This is a genomic window from Luteibacter sp. NPDC031894 (assembly GCF_050273135.1).
GTDB lineage: Bacteria > Pseudomonadota > Gammaproteobacteria > Xanthomonadales > Rhodanobacteraceae > Luteibacter.
Genome location: NZ_JBNNMV010000001.1, coordinates 1,023,570 through 1,042,006, shown reverse-complemented (window position 1 = coordinate 1,042,006; position 18,437 = coordinate 1,023,570). Strand labels below are relative to the sequence as shown.

Annotated in this window: 16 protein-coding genes; 8 read left to right on the top strand and 8 right to left on the bottom strand. The window is 66.8% G+C overall.

Going from position 1 to position 18,437, the window contains the following annotated elements; translation table 11 throughout:
* Positions 1 to 29 precede the first annotated feature (29 nt).
* From ligA to gloA2, 3 genes are read left to right on the top strand one after another with little or no spacing between them, the layout of a single operon-like run.
* Entirely contained in the window at positions 30 to 2,420 is a 2,391-nt protein-coding gene (ligA, locus tag ACQKIE_RS04970) for an NAD-dependent DNA ligase LigA (protein WP_427456385.1), read from the top strand.
* Positions 2,417 to 3,367, top strand: coding sequence for an EF-P lysine aminoacylase EpmA (epmA, locus tag ACQKIE_RS04965; RefSeq protein WP_427456383.1), 951 nt, complete (start codon positions 2,417 to 2,419; stop codon positions 3,365 to 3,367). The genes ligA and epmA overlap by 4 nt, the downstream gene beginning before the upstream one ends.
* Positions 3,368 to 3,369: 2 nt before the next feature.
* On the top strand, positions 3,370 to 3,756 hold the full coding sequence (gloA2, locus tag ACQKIE_RS04960) for an SMU1112c/YaeR family gloxylase I-like metalloprotein (protein WP_427456810.1): 387 nt from the start codon (positions 3,370 to 3,372) through the stop codon (positions 3,754 to 3,756).
* Positions 3,757 to 3,793: 37 nt separating this feature from the next.
* Here gloA2 and ACQKIE_RS04955 read toward each other — a convergent pair whose 3' ends face one another.
* Positions 3,794 to 4,480: a DUF2461 domain-containing protein gene (locus tag ACQKIE_RS04955; RefSeq protein ID WP_427456381.1), complete on the bottom strand. Its 687-nt coding sequence runs from the start codon at positions 4,478 to 4,480 to the stop codon at positions 3,794 to 3,796.
* A 13-nt stretch (positions 4,481 to 4,493) separates the two neighbouring features.
* Positions 4,494 to 5,918 (bottom strand): exodeoxyribonuclease I, encoded by a 1,425-nt coding sequence (gene sbcB, locus ACQKIE_RS04950; RefSeq protein ID WP_427456379.1) that lies wholly within the window; start codon positions 5,916 to 5,918, stop codon positions 4,494 to 4,496.
* Between the two features lie 66 nt (positions 5,919 to 5,984).
* Between sbcB and orn the strand changes: the two genes are divergently transcribed.
* The 4 genes from orn (at position 5,985) to ACQKIE_RS04930 (ending at position 9,915) form a co-directional block, all read left to right on the top strand.
* A complete protein-coding gene (orn, locus tag ACQKIE_RS04945; RefSeq protein WP_427456377.1) occupies positions 5,985 to 6,551 on the top strand; it encodes an oligoribonuclease in 567 nt (188 codons plus the stop codon).
* Positions 6,552 to 6,555: 4 nt separating this feature from the next.
* Entirely contained in the window at positions 6,556 to 7,461 is a 906-nt protein-coding gene (gene folP / locus ACQKIE_RS04940; protein ID WP_427456375.1) for a dihydropteroate synthase, read from the top strand.
* A 97-nt stretch (positions 7,462 to 7,558) separates the two neighbouring features.
* Positions 7,559 to 8,962, top strand: coding sequence for a phosphoglucosamine mutase (gene glmM, locus ACQKIE_RS04935; protein ID WP_427456373.1), 1,404 nt, complete (start codon positions 7,559 to 7,561; stop codon positions 8,960 to 8,962).
* 17 nt (positions 8,963 to 8,979) lie between these two features.
* Positions 8,980 to 9,915: an isopenicillin N synthase family dioxygenase gene (locus tag ACQKIE_RS04930; RefSeq protein WP_427456371.1), complete on the top strand. Its 936-nt coding sequence runs from the start codon at positions 8,980 to 8,982 to the stop codon at positions 9,913 to 9,915.
* 232 nt (positions 9,916 to 10,147) lie between these two features.
* On the opposite strand, the gene ACQKIE_RS04925 is transcribed toward ACQKIE_RS04930, so the two are convergent.
* The 5 genes from ACQKIE_RS04925 to ACQKIE_RS04905 form a co-directional block, all read right to left on the bottom strand.
* Entirely contained in the window at positions 10,148 to 11,044 is an 897-nt protein-coding gene (locus tag ACQKIE_RS04925) for a DMT family transporter (protein WP_427456369.1), read from the bottom strand.
* A gap of 54 nt (positions 11,045 to 11,098) precedes the next feature.
* Entirely contained in the window at positions 11,099 to 13,246 is a 2,148-nt protein-coding gene (locus ACQKIE_RS04920; protein ID WP_427456367.1) for an AsmA family protein, read from the bottom strand.
* Between the two features lie 80 nt (positions 13,247 to 13,326).
* Complete coding sequence (locus ACQKIE_RS04915; RefSeq protein ID WP_427456365.1) at positions 13,327 to 14,100, bottom strand: siderophore-interacting protein; 774 nt, start codon at positions 14,098 to 14,100, stop codon at positions 13,327 to 13,329.
* Positions 14,097 to 14,702, bottom strand: a complete 606-nt coding sequence (locus ACQKIE_RS04910) for a PadR family transcriptional regulator (protein ID WP_427456363.1) — start codon at positions 14,700 to 14,702, stop codon at positions 14,097 to 14,099. The genes ACQKIE_RS04915 and ACQKIE_RS04910 overlap by 4 nt, the downstream gene beginning before the upstream one ends.
* Positions 14,703 to 14,772: 70 nt before the next feature.
* Complete coding sequence (locus ACQKIE_RS04905) at positions 14,773 to 15,744, bottom strand: thioredoxin family protein (RefSeq protein WP_427456361.1); 972 nt, start codon at positions 15,742 to 15,744, stop codon at positions 14,773 to 14,775.
* A gap of 118 nt (positions 15,745 to 15,862) precedes the next feature.
* Between ACQKIE_RS04905 and ACQKIE_RS04900 the strand changes: the two genes are divergently transcribed.
* Positions 15,863 to 17,380: a fumarate hydratase gene (locus tag ACQKIE_RS04900; RefSeq protein ID WP_427456359.1), complete on the top strand. Its 1,518-nt coding sequence runs from the start codon at positions 15,863 to 15,865 to the stop codon at positions 17,378 to 17,380.
* A gap of 16 nt (positions 17,381 to 17,396) precedes the next feature.
* Here ACQKIE_RS04900 and ACQKIE_RS04895 read toward each other — a convergent pair whose 3' ends face one another.
* Positions 17,397 to 18,428 (bottom strand): acetate/propionate family kinase, encoded by a 1,032-nt coding sequence (locus ACQKIE_RS04895; RefSeq protein ID WP_427456357.1) that lies wholly within the window; start codon positions 18,426 to 18,428, stop codon positions 17,397 to 17,399.
* Between the last annotated feature and the right edge of the window lie 9 nt (positions 18,429 to 18,437).

Below are 18,437 nucleotides of genomic sequence, written 5' to 3'. Positions count from 1 at the left end.
GGTCGCGCGCACCATCACGGACCTTGCACATGCCCCAAGCCACCGCCCCCGTCGAAGCCGTCGAGCGCGCCCAGACCCTGCGCCGCCTCATCGAGGACGCGAACTACCGTTATCACGTGCTGGACGACCCCAGCATCGCGGATGTCGAGTACGACCGGCTCATGCGGGAACTCGAAGCGCTCGAGGCGGAGTATGCGGACCTGGCCGGCGCGGACTCGCCGACCCGGCGGGTGGGGGCTCGCGCGCAAGGCGGCTTTGCGGAAGTCGTGCACGCCGTGCCGATGCTCTCGCTCGGCAACGCTTTCGAACAGGATGGCGACACCGACCGTGAGAAATATCGGGAAGTGGCCGATTTCGAGCGGCGCATCGAGCAGACGCTCGGCCGCCGGCAGCCGGTGTTTTCGGTGGAGCCGAAGCTCGACGGCCTCGCCATCAGCCTGCGCTACGAGAACGGCGTCTTCGTCCAGGGCGCCACGCGCGGCGACGGGGCCGTCGGCGAAGACGTCACCGCGAACCTGCGCACGGTGAAGGCGATCCCCTTGCGCCTGCGCGGTGACGATTGGCCGCGCCTGCTCGAAGTGCGAGGCGAGGTCATCATGCCGCGCGCGGCGTTCGAAGCCTTCAACGAGCGCGCGCGGGCCGCTGGCGATAAACCGCTGGCGAATCCGCGCAACGGCGCCGCCGGCTCGCTGCGCCAGCTGGACCCCGCCGTGACGGCGAAGCGGCCACTGGCCTTCTTCGCTTATGCCGTGGGTCGCGTCGCGGACGGCGAGTTGCCGGATACACATTCCGCGACGTTGGCGAAGTTGCGCGAATGGGGCTTTCCCGTATCGCCTGAAGTGTCGACGGCCAAAGGTTTCGAGGGGTTGATCACCTATTACCGCCGCATCGGTGAAAAGCGCGACAGCTTGCCGTACGACATCGATGGCGTCGTCTACAAACTCGACGACTACGAAGGCCAGGAAGAGATGGGCTTCGTCTCGCGAGCGCCGCGCTGGGCGATCGCGCACAAGTACCCGGCGCAGGAACAGATGACGACGGTGGAGGCGATCGAGATCCAGATTGGCCGCACCGGCGCGGCGACCCCCGTGGCGCGTCTCACACCCGTGCAGGTCGGTGGCGTCACCGTCACCAACGCCACGCTGCACAACGCCGACCAGGTCGCGCGCCTCGATGTGCGCATTGGCGACACCGTGATCGTGCGACGCGCCGGCGACGTCATTCCGGAGGTCGCCCGGGTCGTCCCGGAGCGGCGCCCGGCGAAGACGGTGCCCTGGAAGATGCCCGAGACCTGCCCTGTGTGCGGCTCCGCTCTCCTGCGCGAAGAAGGCGCGGCGGCCTATCGCTGCTCGGGCGGGCTCATCTGTGGTGCGCAGCGCAAGGAGGCGATCATCCACTTTGCCTCGCGCCGTGCCATGGACATCGACGGCTTGGGCGACCGCTTCGTCGATGCCCTCGTCGAGTTCGACATGGTGCACACGCCCGCCGACCTCTACGGGCTTACCGTCGACAGCTTCGTGCGGATGAAGACGCTCGCCGACGAACGCGACGGCTCCACGCCGGAAACGGTGAAGCAGGGCAAGGTCGCGACCAAGTGGGCCGAGAACCTCGTGGCATCCATCGAGGCCAGCAAGAAGAGCACGCTGCCGCGCTTCCTCTTCGCGCTGGGCATCATGCACATCGGCGAGAGCACCGCCAAGACGCTGGCTAACTGGCTGGGCTCGCTGGCCGTCGTCCGGCGGACCCCGGCGGCCGTGTTGCGCGTGTTGCCCGACATCGGCGATGAGGTGGCGACGTCGATCGCCGCGTTCTTCGCGCAGGAAGGCAACGAGAAGGTGGTCGATGCGTTGTTGGCGGCAGGCATCACGTTCGCGGACGAGGGTGCGCCGTCGCCGAAGTTGCGCGATCGCCTGGGTCTCGACGTGCTGCTCGAGGCCGCGAAAGTGCAGAAGCTCGGGCCGAAGAGCACGGCCTTGCTCGCGAAGACCTACGCCAGCGTGCAGGAGCTGGTGGCGGCCGGCGAACACAACTGGATCATCGCGGGCGTTCCTTCCGCGGCTGCGACGAACCTGTGGTCGTACATCGCCGATCCGACGAACTACCGAAAGCTGGCCAACGACTTCGCCGACATGGCGTGGCTGCTCGACCAGTTGCCGGCCAAATCCGCCGCGACCCTTCCGCTGGAGGGCCATACGTACGTCATCACCGGTTCGATGGCGTCGTTGAAGCGCGACGACGCCACCGAGCGCCTCGAGTCCCTGGGCGCCAAGGTGGCGGGGTCGGTATCGAAGAAGACGACCGCCGTCTTCGCCGGCGAAGCCGCCGGTTCCAAGCTGGACAAGGCGAACGAGCTGGGCGTTCCCGTGCACACGGAAGCCGACCTGCTTGCCCTCCTGACCGAACACGGCGTGGCGCCATGACCGACAAGGGCAACCTTCGTCTGCGGGCCGCCACGTACGGGCGGATCCGCGCGTTCTTCGCCGCGCGCGGCGTGCTGGAGGTGGAGACGCCGATCCTCTCCGCCGCCGGCAATACGGACCCGAACATCCAGAGCTTCGCCACGCGGTTCAGCGGTCACGTCGATGCCGGTGCGCGCGAGCGTTGGATGCGCACATCGCCCGAGTTCCCCATGAAGCGACTGCTCGCCGCGGGGGTCGGGGATTGCTACGAGTTGGGCAGGGTCTTCCGCGACGGCGAAGCCGGCGGCCGCCACAACCCCGAGTTCACGATGCTGGAGTGGTACCGCGTGGGCTGGGACGAGGCGAAGCTGGCTCGCGAGGTAATCGACCTGCTCGAAACGCTGCTGCTCGAAGCCGGACGTACGTTCGACATCGTGGAGACGACGTACCGGGGGCTGTTCCACGACACCCTCGGCGTCGACCCGCTGACCGATCCGCTCGAACGCCTGCAGGCGCCCTTGTCGGACGCGGGCATCGATCCGCGGGGGCTGGAACGCGACGACTGGCTCGACCTGTTGATGACCCATCGCATCCAACCCGGCTTCCCGGTCGATCGGATCACCGTCGTCTCCGACTACCCGGCGAGCCAGTGCGCGCTGGCGCGGATTCGTCCGGACGATCCGCCGGTGGCGAAGCGCTTCGAGGCGTATGTCGGGCCCTATGAAGTGGCGAACGGCTACCACGAACTCAACGACGCGACGGAACAGCGCGAGCGCTTCGAGCGCGATAACGCGAAACGCCGTGCGCGTGGCGTCGCCGAGATGCCGATCGACGAGAACCTCCTGGCGGTGCTGGACGCAATGCCGGATTGCGCGGGCGTCGCCATCGGGGTCGAGCGCCTGCTGATGGTGCTGGCGCGCACGGATGCGATCGCCGACGTCCTTGCCTTTCCTTTCTCCGAGGCCTGAGCATCGTGCTCGAATCCATTCACCACGTGGCGCTGATCTGCTCCGACTATGCGCGGTCGAAGGCGTTCTACACCGAGGTACTGGGCCTGAAGGTGATCCACGAGGCGTACCGCGAGGCGCGGGATTCGTGGAAGCTGGACCTCGAGGTGAGCCCCGGCGTGCAACTGGAGCTGTTCTCGTTCCCCGCGCCGCCGAAACGCCCGTCGCGGCCGGAGGCGCAAGGGTTACGGCACCTGGCGTTCTCGGTGAGCGATATCGATGCCGTGGTGGCGACGTTGCGCGATCGCGGTGTGGCTTGTGAGCCCATCCGCGTCGACGAGTACACCGGCAAGCGATTCACCTTCTTCGCCGATCCGGACGATTTGCCTATCGAGTTGTACGAGCGCTGAGGAGACGACCTGGCGACAGCCTCCCGTCAAGCGCCACTCAAAACTCCAGCTCCTGCGCCGCGCACAAATAATCCACCATCGGTGCGAGTCGCTTGAAGTTGTCCACCACGAACGGGAGGAGTTCCGACGAGCACGCCATCGCTTCGTCGAACTCCTGTCCTGCCGCGAAGTTCTTCCGCTTCAGGTCCTCGATCAGTTCATGGCTGGCGTCGAACCCGCGCGGTGGCCGCGACAGGCTCTCGCCCCAGAAGCTGAAGCGCTCCACGAATGCCTTCGCATGCGTCGCGCGCTTCCACGCACCCGGATTGTCGGCCAGGAATTCGCGCAGCTTCTTCAGCACCGGCGGCTCCGGATGCCACATCCCGCCACCGACGAAACACTCGCCTGGCTGGATGTGCAGGTAGAAACCGGGCGCCTGGATTTCATGGCGCCGCTCGTGGAAGAAGCGCGAGCCCTGCCAGCCTTTGTACGGCTGCTTGTCGTTCGCGAAGCGTGTATCGCGATGGATGCGGTACAGCGACCCGCCCACCTTGCGCGTGTCCGCGCGGAAATGCGGGCTGATCTTCTGCAACGGAGCGGCGAGGTCCCCGATCAGCGCGAGGAACGGCTCGCGCACGTGTCGCTCGTAGTCGTCCTTGTGCCCCTGGAACCATTCGCGGTTGTTGTTGCGGCCGAGCGACTTGAAGAAGCGAAAGGTGGCGGGCGTGAAATAGGTCGTGGGCATGGAAGTCGGATAGTCAGCGGAGTTCGCGGCCCCACGCGTCCAGCGCGTCGAGCAGGGCAACGGGGGCGTCGGGCATGGCGCGCAGGATGGCGAGTTCGGCGGCGTAGTCGTCGAGGGTTAGCGTGGTCAGCGGGCCGTGCCGGGTCAGCCTGTCGACGCGGAAGGCTTCCCAGCGCTCCTGTTCGTCGAGGCTGAGGGTCTGCGGCCAGTTCCTCGCGCGGTAGCGGAACAGCAGTTCCGGGTAGCGCGGGTCGCGGAAGTTGAAGGCGTGGCTGCCGAGGTGCTCGGGCGGGGTGGCGCGCACCTCCGCCAGCAGCCGGCGGTCGGCGTCGGGCAGGAAGGCGCCGTACAACGCGAGCTCCGGGTCCTCCGCCGGCGGCAGGTCGCCGGCATGCGCATAAACGCGACGCAACTTCTCCGCCAGTCCCTCCGCATTGCGCAGCGACCCCAGGTGGCGATCGACCTTATCCATGTCCAGCCCGAGCCGCGCATGGTCCACGTTCTTCAACACGGACAGCGGCGCCAAGGCGGGCGCGTGGTTGGCGCGGATGGTGCGCAAGGCGATCCGCTCCACGCCTTCCGGCAGGCTGGCACGGGACGTGAAGACGCGGTCCGCGACGTCGCCGTCGTCCAGCGCGAGCAGCTCGGCCGGGTCCGACGCCAGGTCGTACACGATCACCTCGCCCGGACGCGACGGATGCGCGGCCAGCGGGACGACGACAGCCAGGCAATGCCTGCTGGCCGGGTACCGCGACGAGACATGGACCACCGGCGTCATTGCCGCCACGTCCAGCAACTCGAATACCCGTTGCTTGCGACGCAGCGCGAAGTACCAGTCCCAGAGCTTCGGCTGCCTGGCGCGGATCAACCGGGCGAGGGCGATCAACGCCTCGACGTCGGATAGCGCGTCGTGTGCGCGGTCCTGCTTCAGGCCATTCGCCCGGGCGAGGTGTTCCAGCTTGAAGCTCGGCGTGCCGTCGTCACGTGTGGGCCAGACGATGCCTTCCGGGCGCAGCGCCTGGCACATGCGCACCAGGTCGATGAGGTCCCAGCGCGAATTACCGTTCTCCCATTCCCGCCCATACGGGTCGTAGAAGTTGCGGTACAGGAGGTGCCGGGTGAACTCGTCGTCGAAGCGCAGGGAGTTGTAGCCCACCGTGCAGGTGCCGGGCAGGGCGATCTGCTCGTGGATCGTGGCGGCGAAATCCGCCTCCCTGAGCCCCTCGCGCTCCGCCAGCTGGGGAGCGATCCCGGTGACCAGGCAGGCCGCTGGCTGGGGAGGCATGTCCCTCGGCGGCTTGCAGTAGATCATCAGGGGCTCGCCGACCACGTCCAGATTGGCGTCGGTGCGGATGCCGGCGAACTGGCTGGGTCGGTCACGGCGTGGATCGGCGCCGAAGGTCTCGTAGTCGTGCCAGAAGAAGGTCGGTTCGGGCATCGGCCCATCATCTCACGACGCATCGGTGTCTGGCAGGTTAGACTCTCGTGACAGAAGGGAGCGCCCATGACGCCTGCGAATGACGACAACCTCATCTGGATCGATCTGGAAATGACCGGTCTGGATACGGACAACGATTCCATCCTCGAAATCGCCACGATCGTGACGGACAAGGATCTGAACGTGCTTGCCGAGGGGCCGGTCTTCGCCATATCGCATGCGGACGCCCGTCTGCAGCAGATGGACGCCTGGAATCGCAACCAGCACATGCGCTCCGGCCTCTGGGGTCGCTCGGTCGAATCCGACACGACGCCCGAGCAGGCCGAGGAGGCGACGATCGCCTTCCTGCGCCAGTGGGTCCCGCCGGGCAAGTCGCCGATGTGCGGCAACTCCATCTGCCAGGACCGGCGCTTCATGCACCGCGAGATGCCCCGGCTGGAGCGCTACTTCCACTACCGCAACCTCGACGTCTCAACGCTCAAGGAACTGTCGCGGCGCTGGTCGCCGGAGATCGCCCGCGGGTTTGCGAAGGACTCGGCGCATACCGCGCTGTCCGACATCCGCGACTCCATCGACGAGCTGCATTACTACCGCCGCTTCCTGGGCGCGCTCGGCGGTCAGCAGCCGGGCTGAGCGCATGGACTTCGACCCCTTCGCCCCCGTCCTCGACTGCAACGGCCGCGCGCTGGCCCTCGATCGGCCGCGCGTGGTCGGCATCGTCAACGCCACCCCCGATTCCTTCTCCGACGGCGGCCAGCACGCCTCGCTGGAGGCGGCATACGCCCATGCGATGACGCTGGCGGAAGAGGGCGCGGACATGCTCGATGTCGGCGGCGAATCCACCCGCCCCGGCGCCGAAGAGGTGTCGGTCGAGGAGGAAATCCGCCGCATCGTTCCGTTGATCGAGCGCCTCGCTGCCGCCACGACCCTGCCCATTTCGGTCGATACGTCGAAGCCCGAGGTCATGCGCGCCGCCGTCGGTGCGGGTGCGGGCATGATCAACGACGTATATGCGCTGCGCCGGGAAGGCGCGTTGGACGCGGCCGCCGAACTGCGCGTGCCGGTCTGCCTCGTGCACATGCTGGGTGAGCCGCGCACGATGCAGGAAGCGCCGGATTACGACGACGTGGTCGGCGACGTCCACCGCTTCCTCACCGATCGCCTGTTCGCCTGCGAACTGGCCGGCATCGACCGGCGCAGGGTGCTCGTGGACCCCGGCTTCGGCTTCGGCAAGAACCTGGAGCACAACCTCGCGCTGCTGCGCGCGACGGGCCGATTCGCCGAACTGGGCGCGGGTGCCTACGTGGGCGTGTCGCGCAAGGCGATGATCGCGGCCCTCACCGGCCGCCAGGACCACGCGGCCCGCGTCCACGGCTCGGTCGCCGCGGCGATGATCGCCGTGCAGCGCGGGGCCCTCATGGTCCGCGTCCACGACGTGGCCGCGACGGTCGACGCACTGGCTGTGTGGGCCGCCGTCAAGGCCGGCGACACGGCGCCCCGTCACGACAAGCCCTCCATGCCCCGCTGGCCCGACGACGACTGATACCGCCTACAGGCACTCTGGCTAGGGCTTGGGGCATAGCGGGTGCATTCACCGGATCGGAGTATTCTCGCCCGATCCCGGAAGGAACGATAAGACCATGAGCGAACGCAAGTATTTCGGCACGGATGGCATCCGCGGCCATGTCGGGACTTACCCCATCAGCGCCGATTTCATCCTTCGCCTGGGCCGCGCCGCCGGCGCCGTGCTGGCGAGGCGGCGGGCCGCGGACTTGCGTGGGCCTGACGCCGGTCCCGAGCGCCGCGACCCCAGCCGCAAGGTGACCGTTGTGATCGGCAAGGACACCCGGGTTTCCGGGTACATGTTCGAATCCGCCCTGGAAGCCGGGCTGGTGGCCTCCGGTGCCAATGTGCGCCTGCTCGGCCCGATGCCGACGCCGGGCGTCGCCTATCTCACGCGCTCCTTGCGTGCGGACGCCGGCATCGTCATCAGCGCCTCGCACAACCCGCACCAGGACAACGGCATCAAGTTCTTCTCCGGCCAGGGCGAGAAGCTCGACGACGCGCTCGAAGCCGAGATCGAGGCCGAACTCGAGGCAGATTTCGCCACGGTGGCTTCGGAGGCACTCGGCAAGGCCAGCCGCGTGGACGACGCCGTCACCCGCTACGCGGAATTCTGCAAGTCCACGGTGTCCGACGACTTCTCGATGTCGGGAATGCGCCTCGTCCTGGACTGCGCCCATGGCGCCACGTACCAGGTTGCGCCCAAGGTCTTCCGCGACCTCGGCGCCGAGGTCTCCACCATCGGCACGGAGCCGGACGGCCTCAACATCAACCGCGGCGTCGGCTCGACGGATCCCGAGGCCCTGGCCCGTGCCGTCGTGGACCGGGGCGCCGATCTCGGCATCGCCTTCGACGGCGACGGCGACCGTGTACGCCTCGTGGATCGCGACGGCACCGTGACCGATGGCGACGACATGCTCTATGTCATCGCCCGTCACTGGAAGAAGCGGGCGTCGCTGCCCGGTCCTGTCGTCGGCACGTTGATGAGCAACTACGGCCTCCAGCGCGCGCTGAAGCAGTTGGACATCCCCTTCGTGCGCGCCAACGTCGGCGATCGCTACGTCTTGCAGCAACTGAAGGAATACGGCGGCGTACTCGGTGGCGAGACTTCCGGGCACGTGCTCTGCCTCGATCGCTTCACGACAGGCGACGGCATCGTCGCCGCGCTGGCCCTGCTCGAGGTGCTCGCGGACTCGGGCGAAACCTTCGCCCAGGCCCGCGCAGACTTGGTCAAGCTCCCGCAGACCATGGTGAACGTGCGTGTCGAGGGCGCCAAGGCGGCTCTGGGCAGCGACACCGTTCGCCAGGCCCTGGCCGACGTGGAAGCCGCCCTCGAGGGCCGTGGCCGCGTGGTGCTGCGTGCCTCGGGCACGGAGCCGTTGGTGCGCGTGACCATCGAGGCCGCGGATGCCGCGGAGGTCGAGCGGCTGGCGGGGCAGCTGGCCGACGCCGTAAAATCGGCGGCCCAAGCGACCGCTTGACCCGCAAGAGACGATCGATGAAGAAGGTTCCCACCCTCGATATCCGCCGCTACGACACCGATCGCGAGGCCTTCGTCGCCGAACTCGGCGCCGCGTACCGTGAGTTCGGCTTCTGCTGCATCAGCGGCCACGGCATCCCGGCGGATGCGATCGACGGGGCGTACGACGCGTTCAAGCGCTTCTTCGCACTGCCGGACGAGGTCAAGCGCAAGTACCACGTGCCTGGTGGCGGTGGCGCGCGCGGCTATACGCCGTTCAAGGTGGAGACGGCGAAGGACAGCAAGTTCGCCGACCTGAAGGAGTTCTGGCACATCGGTCGCGAGATCCCGCGCGACTCGACGTTCGCCGAAGTGATGCCGCCCAACGTGTGGCCCACGGAAGTGCCGGATTTCAAGGAGAAGGGCTACGGCGTGTACGAGGCGCTGGACCAGCTCGGTGCGCGGGTACTCCGCGCGCTGGCCCTGCACATCGACCTGCCGGAGCATTTCTTCGACGACAAGATCGATTCCGGTAATTCCATCCTCCGTCCTATCCATTACCCGCCGATCGAGCAGGCGGACGTGCCCAACGTGCGCGCCGGCGCGCACGAGGACATCAACTTCATCACGTTGCTCGTGGGTGCGAGCGCGGCCGGCCTGGAAGTGCTGACGCGCGAGGGCGAATGGCTGCCCATTACGACCGAGGGCGACGCCATCGTCGTGAACATCGGCGACATGCTGCAGCGCCTGACCAATCACGTGTACCCGTCGACGACGCATCGCGTGACCAATCCGCAGGACGCGAACGCGCGCAAGCCGCGCTACTCGGTGCCGTTCTTCCTGCACCCGAACCCGGACGTGGTACTGGATGTGCTGCCGTCGTGCGTCACGCCGGACAACCCGAAGCGGTACCCCGAGCCGATCACGGCCCATGAATACCTGCAGGAGCGGCTGCGCGAGATCAAGTTGATCTGACGCCCCGTTTGCAGGTTTTTCACCGGGAGGGTCGGAGCATCGACCCTCCCGGTTCCGTTTCCGGAGTTCCGTAGTGAAAACTTCCAGCCCGCCTTCGCGAGCCAAGCGCCCGTCGTCCCGCATCAAGCCAGCCGGCCGCTCCGCGGCCCAACGCGCCCGCCGCGCCCGCACGATGCGAGCCCGCGGCCGGGCGTGACTTGCCCGCAGGAGCCGCTATAGCGGCTCCCACATATCAGGGTGCCACGAGATCCCCCGCTTCCGCCTTTTCCCCGCGGTGCAGCCATGGATGCGCGAAGACCGCGATCAGGATGATCGCGACGCCGACATAGAACGTCCAGCCCAGTTCGCGCTGCTCCCCGAGCAGCGGGATGGCGAGCACGATGGCGTAAACGGGTTCCAGGTTCGTCACCATCTGCGTCGCGAACGCCGACAAATGGCGCAGCGCCGCCAGCGCGAGGGCGAAGGGCAGGAGCGTGCAGCCGTAGGCGAGCACGAGCAGCAGCGTGCCGTCACGCACGCCAGGTAGCGGAAACGCGGGAGACGCGAAGAACGGCGCCAGTGCGGTGAGGAACAGCGTGCCGGTACCCAGTTCGACGCACGTGACGGTCAGCGAGTCGGCCTTCTCGATGAGTCGCTTGTTCAGCGCGCTGAAGAAGGCCACGAACAGCGCGGAGAGCACGCCCACGGCGAGACCGAGGCGCATGTCGCCGGGAAGGCCGCCCGCCACCAGCGCCACGCCGGGTACCACGGCGGCGCCGATCATCAGCTCTCGCGGGTCGAAGCGCCGCCCGGCGACCCACGGCTCCACCAGCGCCAGGAACGCCGGGCAGAGCGCGATACACGTCGCGGCCACCGAGGCATTGGCGAGCTTGATCGCCCCGTAGAAGGTGAGCCAATGCAGCGCCACGATCACGCCGATGCCCGCGTAGGAGAACAGCAGGCGCGCCGGCATCGCATGCAGGCCGCGCCACACGCGCGGCACGCAGAGCAACGTGGCGGAGACCAGCAACATGCGCCACCACACGAGCGGCAGGGCGGGCAGGGCGATCAGCTTCCCGAGGATGGCGGTAAAGCCCCAGAGCAGGACGCAGAAGTGGATCTGGAGGTGGGCTTTGCGGGAAGGCGACATACCGCGAAGCTTGCCGGGAGGCCGTGAGGGCCACAAGCGTTTTCGCGCGATGGGTCAGCCGGCGGTCTTCCCGGCCGGCGGAGCTTTCGGCGGCTTCTTGCGCAGGTCCTCGAGCAGCGGCTTGCATTGGGTCGCGTCAGCCTTGCCGCTCTCCGGCACGATCAAGGGTGCGAGCGCGGCAATCGGCGCCGCGAACACGGCGAGTGCCATGGCACCGCCGCCACGCAGGATCAGCGGGCCGGCGTGCACGCCCGGCGCGGGATTCTTGAACGTGCCATGCACGTACAGCGGCGAGCGCAGCGAGAACAGGCGGAAGCCCTTCGTGTGGGGCACGATGTCGACGTTGAGCTTCTCGTCGCGGAAGTTCACGTCACCGCTGACATTGATCAGCGCCTTCTCGGTATCGAACGCAAAGAGCTTCGATTCCATGACACCGTTGGTGGCCACCAGATCCGCCGCCATGCAGTTGATCTTCACCACCTCGTCGCCGAACAGCTTGTTGACGGCATAGCTGCCGACGTTCAGTCCGGCCAGCTCCAGCAGCGAACTGCTGATCGCGCCGTCGTTGATGAGCAGCTTCACCTCGCCGTTCGAACTTCCCAGCAGCGCTGCCGGCGAATTACCGGTGGCGGTCAGCGAGGCATCGCCGTTGAGCTCACCGAAGCTCGTCTGCATGGGCTCGAACGTCGGAAAAAGCTCCTTGAGCTTCAGGTGGCGTGCGCCGAGGTTGAAGCCACCCTTCATCGGCGTCTTCGACCCATCCAGACGGACATTGCTGCCCACCGTCCCGCCCGCCACGCCGAACTTCAGCGGATCGAGGGTGAGCACCGCGTCCTTCATGACGAGGTGCGTGGACAGGTTGTCGATGGGCAGGCGCTCGCCGTGAACGATCTTGACGCCGGTGAAGCGCACATCGGCATCCATCGCGTTCCAGCGATCCGTCTTGAACGGCTCGACGGGCAGGACCTTATCCGCGGGCTGCTTCGTCGCATCGCCGCGCTCCGCCTTTTCGGCGTTCGATCCGCCGCCTACCAAAGGCGCCAGGTCGCTGAACAGCAACTGGTTGGATTTCAGGGTGCCCGTCAGGCTGGGCCGCTGGCCGCGGGTGTCGAACACGAGGCTGCCACCGAGGTCGCTGCCGCCGACGCGCCCGGTGAAGTTCTCGTACGTATAGACGCTCGCGCCTTTCTTGAGGTTGGCCTTGAGGTGCCCCTCGGTTGCGAACGGCGGCGTGTCCGGCAACGTGATGCCGGTGAGGTCGTAGAGGTGCGACATGCTCGTGCCCGAAAACCACAGGCGCACGTCGAGCGCGCCCATGTTCAAGGGATCGGTAAGCGTGCCGACCAGGGCGATGTGCGTGTCGCCGAAGCGGGCGTCTGCCTGGACAGGGAACGGACGGGCGGCGTCGCGTAGCGCGAGCACGCCACCGGTGCGCGCCTTGGCCGAAACCGTCGACTTCTTGTACGTGCCCTTGGCGTCCCAGGCGAAGTAGTAGACCTGCTTCTTCTTGGTCTCGTCCTGGCGATCTTTCTCGTCGGCATCGCTCTTCGCGAGGGCCTTGGCACTGGCTCCCGTGATTTTCTTCGCCTGCGCCCGGGCGTCCTTTTCCTGCTCGGCCATGATCTGGTCGAACGGAATGCCCTTGCCCAGCGGCGTCACATCGATCCCCATGACGATCTGGTTCATCGCGTCGGAAAAGTCGATGTGGCCCTTGTCGAATGCGATGGCGTTGAGTTCGAGCTGCCACTCGGACGGTCCGGTGCTCTCAGGCAGCTTGAAGGTCCAGGTGTTGTCGCCGTTCTTCTGCCGCTGCAAGGCGACCCGCGGCTGACCCAGTCGTATCTCGGGAACCACGATGCGATGGGCGATGAGCGGGAAGGGCGATAGCCGGAACTGGATCGAGTCGAGCGTGGCGAATTGCTTGTCCTTCGCCCAGTCCGGATTCGCCACGGTGACGTCCCTCGCGACGAAGTGTGGCCATGGCATCAGTCCCGCGAGGCCGCTCTCGCCCGGCTCGCGGGACCACTGGGCGGAAAGGTCGCCGTTGATGGCGAACGGCCTGCCGATGGCCTCGGACACTTTCTCGTTGATGGTGGGCTTCAACCGGTTCCAATCGAAGAAAGCGATGAACAACACGACCGCCACGATCAGCAGGATCAGAATGCCGAGGACCCAAGCCACTATTTTCCTGCCGCGCCGCATCGTGCCGCCTCCCGATCCAAGAACGAGTCTAGGGGTAACCCGATAGCCGACAAGGTTATGTGTTCATGAATCGGCGGGCATTAAGGGTCGTGCAGGTTTTGTGAGGCCTGCTGCCAGTAACCGGTGGCCTTGACCCAGTCCTTGTCCACGCCCCGTTGCTCGACCAGCAGCGAGCGCAGCGTCCGGGCGCGCCTGGATTCCACGGCGACCCACCAAAACGTATCGCCATCGGGGATGGGGAGGGCTGCCAGGGCTTCGTCCAGACCCGGCGACTCTCCTTCGACGAACCAACGGGCATCGCGCGCGAGCACCTGCCGGTCGTCATCCGACGGTACCTCCACGAGGACGGTGGCTTTCGCGTCGGGCCGCATCTCCTCCAGCCAACGTCCGATCGCGGGCAAGGCCGTCGCGTCGCCCACGAGCACGTAATGATCGTAGTCATCGGGAACCACCATCGACCCGCGCGGACCGCCGACGCCGAGCGTGTCGCCCACCTTGGCGTCCTCGGCCCAGCTCGAGGCCGGACCTTCGCCGTGCAGCACGAAGTCGATGTCCAGCTCGTTGCGCGCGACATCGTAGCGACGCGGCGTGTAATCGCGGGAAGGCGAAGGCTCCAAGCCCTCCGGGTACTGGGGACCATCCGGCCCGAGCGTGGGCAGGTTCAGCGCGCCACCGGCTACCGGGAAGAAGAGCTTCACGTGGTCGTCCGGCGAGGCGGAGACGAAGCCCTCCAGGTCCACGCCGGTAAGTGTCACGCGGACCATGTGCGGCGTGAGCCGATGCACCCGGGACACCGTGAGGCGGCGCATCTTCAAGGCGTGCCGCACACGCACGATCGCATGCCGTTCGCTCATCCCTGGCGCTCCGCGACCGCACGGGCGGTGGTTTCGATCAGCTTCGCCACGCGACGGACTTCATCGTCGTCCCAACCCTTGTGATGGTTCATGAGCTGGTGCTTCAGCGCGTGCATCGCCTCGCGGATGGGGTTCGGCACGCTCATCCGGCGCATGTGCCGGGACATCACTTGCAGGCGCTCGGTCAGGGCCTCCAGGCTGTCGCGGTTCTCCTCGAGGAAGGCGCGCCCGGCGTCGGTGATCGCGTAGAGCTTCTTGCCGCCCGTCTCCGCCTCGACGCGCGCATAGCCCAGTTCCTCGAGCATGGTGAGGGTGGGGTAGATGGCGCCGGGGCTGGGGCTGTACTGGCCGTCGAACATCTCCTCGATGGTGCGGATCAACTCGTAGCCGTGCCGCGGCTGCTCCTCGATCAGGGCCAGGAGGAGGAGGCGCAGGTCGCCGGTGCCGAACATGCGGCCGCCGAAGCGACCGCCGCCGCGGCCTCCGCGCATGCCTTCACGATCGTCGAAGCCGAAGGCGCCGCCGCCGCCGAACCGGCCGCCGCGGCCGATGGCCTGCATGTGCTCGCGGAAGTGGTGCCGGGCGTGGTGGAAAAAGTGCATGGGTGCTCTCCGATATATCGTACGTAGTGGTCGTACGATATATCTTAAGAAACACTCTTTGCAAGCCAGGCTAGCCGAAGGTGAAGGTGAAGGCGTGGAAATTGGCCTTCGACACGCGGATCGTCAGTACGTGGTCCTTGTAGTCCTCGCCGCTGTACAGGGTGTAGAGCATGGATTTCTGCACGGTCACGGGCGCCTGCGGCTTGCCGTCCACCAGCACCTCGAGCGTCACCGGATCGTTGGCGCTAGCCACGATGTGCACCTTCTTCGCCTTGAAATGCAGACGGATCTCGCCGGTCGGGCCCACCAGCGTCGCGTTTTGGCGGCTGATTTCCCAGCGGCCGACGAGGGCGAAGCGGTTGAGGTCGAGGCGGGAGGGTGCGGTGAAGTCACGGGTACCCGAATCGTCGCCCTCCGGACTGGCGTTGTTCTGGCTGCGGTCGCTGCCGAAGTACATCTCTGGCGACCCTAGCTGGCTGAAGTCGGGCGCGTCCTTTTCGCCTCCCGCGGCGGCTTCCGTCAGGCGCGGCAGGCCCAGCAGCGTGCGGATGGCGTTTTCCATTTCCATGTAGTTGCCCTCGCCGAAGTGATGGGCGATGACGTTGCCGCGCTGGTCCACCAGGTATTCCGCCGGCCAATACTGGTTGTCCCAGGCATCCCAGGTGGCCAGATCGTTGTCCTGGGCCACGGGGTAGTGGATGCCGTACCGGGCGATGGCGTCGCGGACGTTGCCTTCCTGCTTTTCGAAGGGGAATTCGGGCGAATGCACGCCGACCACCACCAGGCCCTTGTCCTTGTACTGGTCGTACCAGCGGGTCACGTGGGGCAGGGTGCGCAGGCAATTGATGCAGGAATACGCCCAGAAATCGATCAGGACGACCTTGCCGCGCAGCTGGCGCATGGTCAGGGGCTTGGAGTTCTGCCAGGCGGCGATACCGGTGAACTCCGGCGCCGTCTGGGCGGCGGCGGCCGGGCGCGCCAGGCCCAGTGCCGTGATGGCAAGGACGCAGGCGAGGAGGGCGTTACGGAACAGGTGGCGCATGGAAACTCCGTGGTTCTCGGGGGTGCCGTGAGTTGACCGGCGATCTCATTGGCACCTTACATCGGCCCGGTGCGCTAAAATTGGCGTTTTGCCAGCCTCGCGAGCCAGCCGCAGCGCCATGACCTCGATCAAGCAGGACGACCTCATCACCAGCGTCGCCGACGCCCTCCAGTACATCTCGTACTACCACCCGGTGGACTACATCCGGAACCTCTCCGCGGCGTACGAGCGGGAAGAGTCCCCGGCGGCGAAGGACGCCATCGCCCAGATCCTCATCAATTCGCGCATGTGCGCCGAGGGACATCGCCCGATCTGCCAGGACACCGGCATCGTCACCGTCTTCCTGAAGGTCGGCATGAACGTGCGCTGGGACGATGCCACGGTGGGCGTCGAGGACATGGTGAACGAGGGTGTCCGCCGCGCCTACAACCATCCGGACAACAAGCTGCGTGCATCCGTGCTCGCGGACCCGGCAGGCAAGCGCATGAACACGCGCGACAACACGCCGGCGGTGGTCAACGTGTCGATCGTGCCGGGCGACACCGTCGACGTGATCGTCGCGGCCAAGGGCGGCGGTTCGGAAGCGAAGTCGAAGTTCGCGATGCTCAATCCGTCCGATTCCATCGTGGATTGGGTGCTGAAGACCGTGCCGACGATGGGCGCCGGCTGGTGCCCGCCGGGCATGCTCGGCATCGGCATCGGCGGGACGGCCGAGAAGGCCATGCTGCTGGCGAAGGAAGCGCTGATGGAGCCGATCGACATCGTCGACCTCATCGCCCGTGGCCCGTCCAACCGTGCCGAAGAACTGCGCCTGGAGCTGTACGAGAAGGTCAATGCGCTCGGCATCGGTGCGCAGGGGCTCGGTGGCCTGACCACGGTGCTCGACATCAAGGTCAAGGACTACCCGACGCACGCGGCGAACCTGCCCGTGGCGATGATTCCGAATTGCGCCGCCACGCGTCATGCGCACTTCGTGCTGGACGGTTCCGGCCCGGTGGCGCTCGATCCGCCGTCGCTGGAAGACTGGCCGAAGCTGACCTATGACGCCTCCAAGGGGCGCCGGGTGAACCTCGACACGATCACCCGCGAGGAAGTGCAAAGCTGGAAGCCGGGCGAGACCATCCTGCTCAACGGCAAGCTGCTGACGGGCCGCGACGCCGCGCACAAACGGATGATCGACATGCTCAACCGCGGCGAGACGCTGCCGGTCGATTTCACCAATCGCTTCATTTACTACGTCGGCCCGGTCGATCCCGTACGCGACGAAGTCGTCGGCCCGGCCGGTCCGACCACGGCCACGCGCATGGACAAGTTCACCCGGCAGATGCTGGAGTCCACGGGGCTCCTCGGCATGGTCGGCAAGTCCGAACGCGGCCCGGCGGCAATCGACGCGATCCGCGACAACAAGGCCGTTTACCTCATGGCCGTGGGCGGGTCAGCGTACCTCGTGTCGAAGGCGATCAAGGCCTCGCGCGTGCTCGCCTTCGAGGACCTGGGCATGGAGGCGATCTACGAGTTCGAGGTGAAGGACATGCCGGTCACCGTCGCAGTCGACAGTGCGGGCACCTCGGTGCATGAAACCGGGCCGAAGGAGTGGCGCTCGAAGATCGGCAAGATTCCGGTGGTGGTGATCTGATGTCGCGCTGAGAGCCTTACGAAGCGATACGCCAGGTGTGCCTGGCGATCTGTTCGTCTTCCTGGGTGGGGATCACGCGCACGGCGAACGACCCCATCCAGCGCAGTCCCTCGAGGATCGCCTCGCGCGTCGCCGCGTCGTTCTCGCCGATGCCACCGGTGAACACCAGCAGGTCGATGCCGCCGAGTGAGGCCACCATCGACGCCACGTGCTTGCGCGCGACGTGGACGAACACGTCCTGCGCGAGACGCGACGCGTCGCTTCCCATCTCATGCAGCTTGCGCATGTCGCTCGTTCCGTCGGACAGCCCCTTCAGTCCCGACTCCCGGTCCACGAGCACTTCCAGTCGCGCCGCGTCGTAGCCGCGCTCGCGCAGCAGGTACAGCAGCACGCCAGGATCGAGATCGCCGGGCCGCGTTCCCATGACGATGCCGCCGGTGGGCGTCAGGCCCATCGTCGTGTCCACCGATTTGCCCGCGTGCACAGCACACAGGCTCGCGCCGTTACCGAGGTGAGCGATCACGACGCGCTCAGGTATCGCATTGCCGAGCTGGCGCACGATCGATTCGTACGACAGCCCGTGGAAGCCGTACCGCTCGATCCCGCCAGCGCGCAGGTCGGCCGGCAAGGGCAGGGTCTTGGCGACGAGCGGCAAGGTCGCATGGAAGGCGGTGTCGAAACAGGCCACCTGGGGCACCTGGGGAAACGCGTCCTTCGCCTGCGCCACGATCTTCACCGCCACCGGCACATGCAGCGGAGCGAACGCCTTCGCTTCGTCGAGGTGCGTCATCAGCGCGGCGTCGATGCGGGCGTGTTCGCGCACGTTCGGGCCCCCATGCACGATGCGGTGCCCCACGGCATCCGGCATCGGCAGCGACCGTTGTCGCAGCGCCTCCACGATGGTCGCCACCGGATCGGCGTCGCCGCCCGTTCCCTCCACCTTCGCGGCGAAGCGTTCTTCGCACGTGTCGGCGTCGACGCGATACAGCCCGTATTTCAGTGACGACGAGCCGGCGTTGAGCGCCAGGATGGTGCGCGGCCCGTTCATGCACCGCGT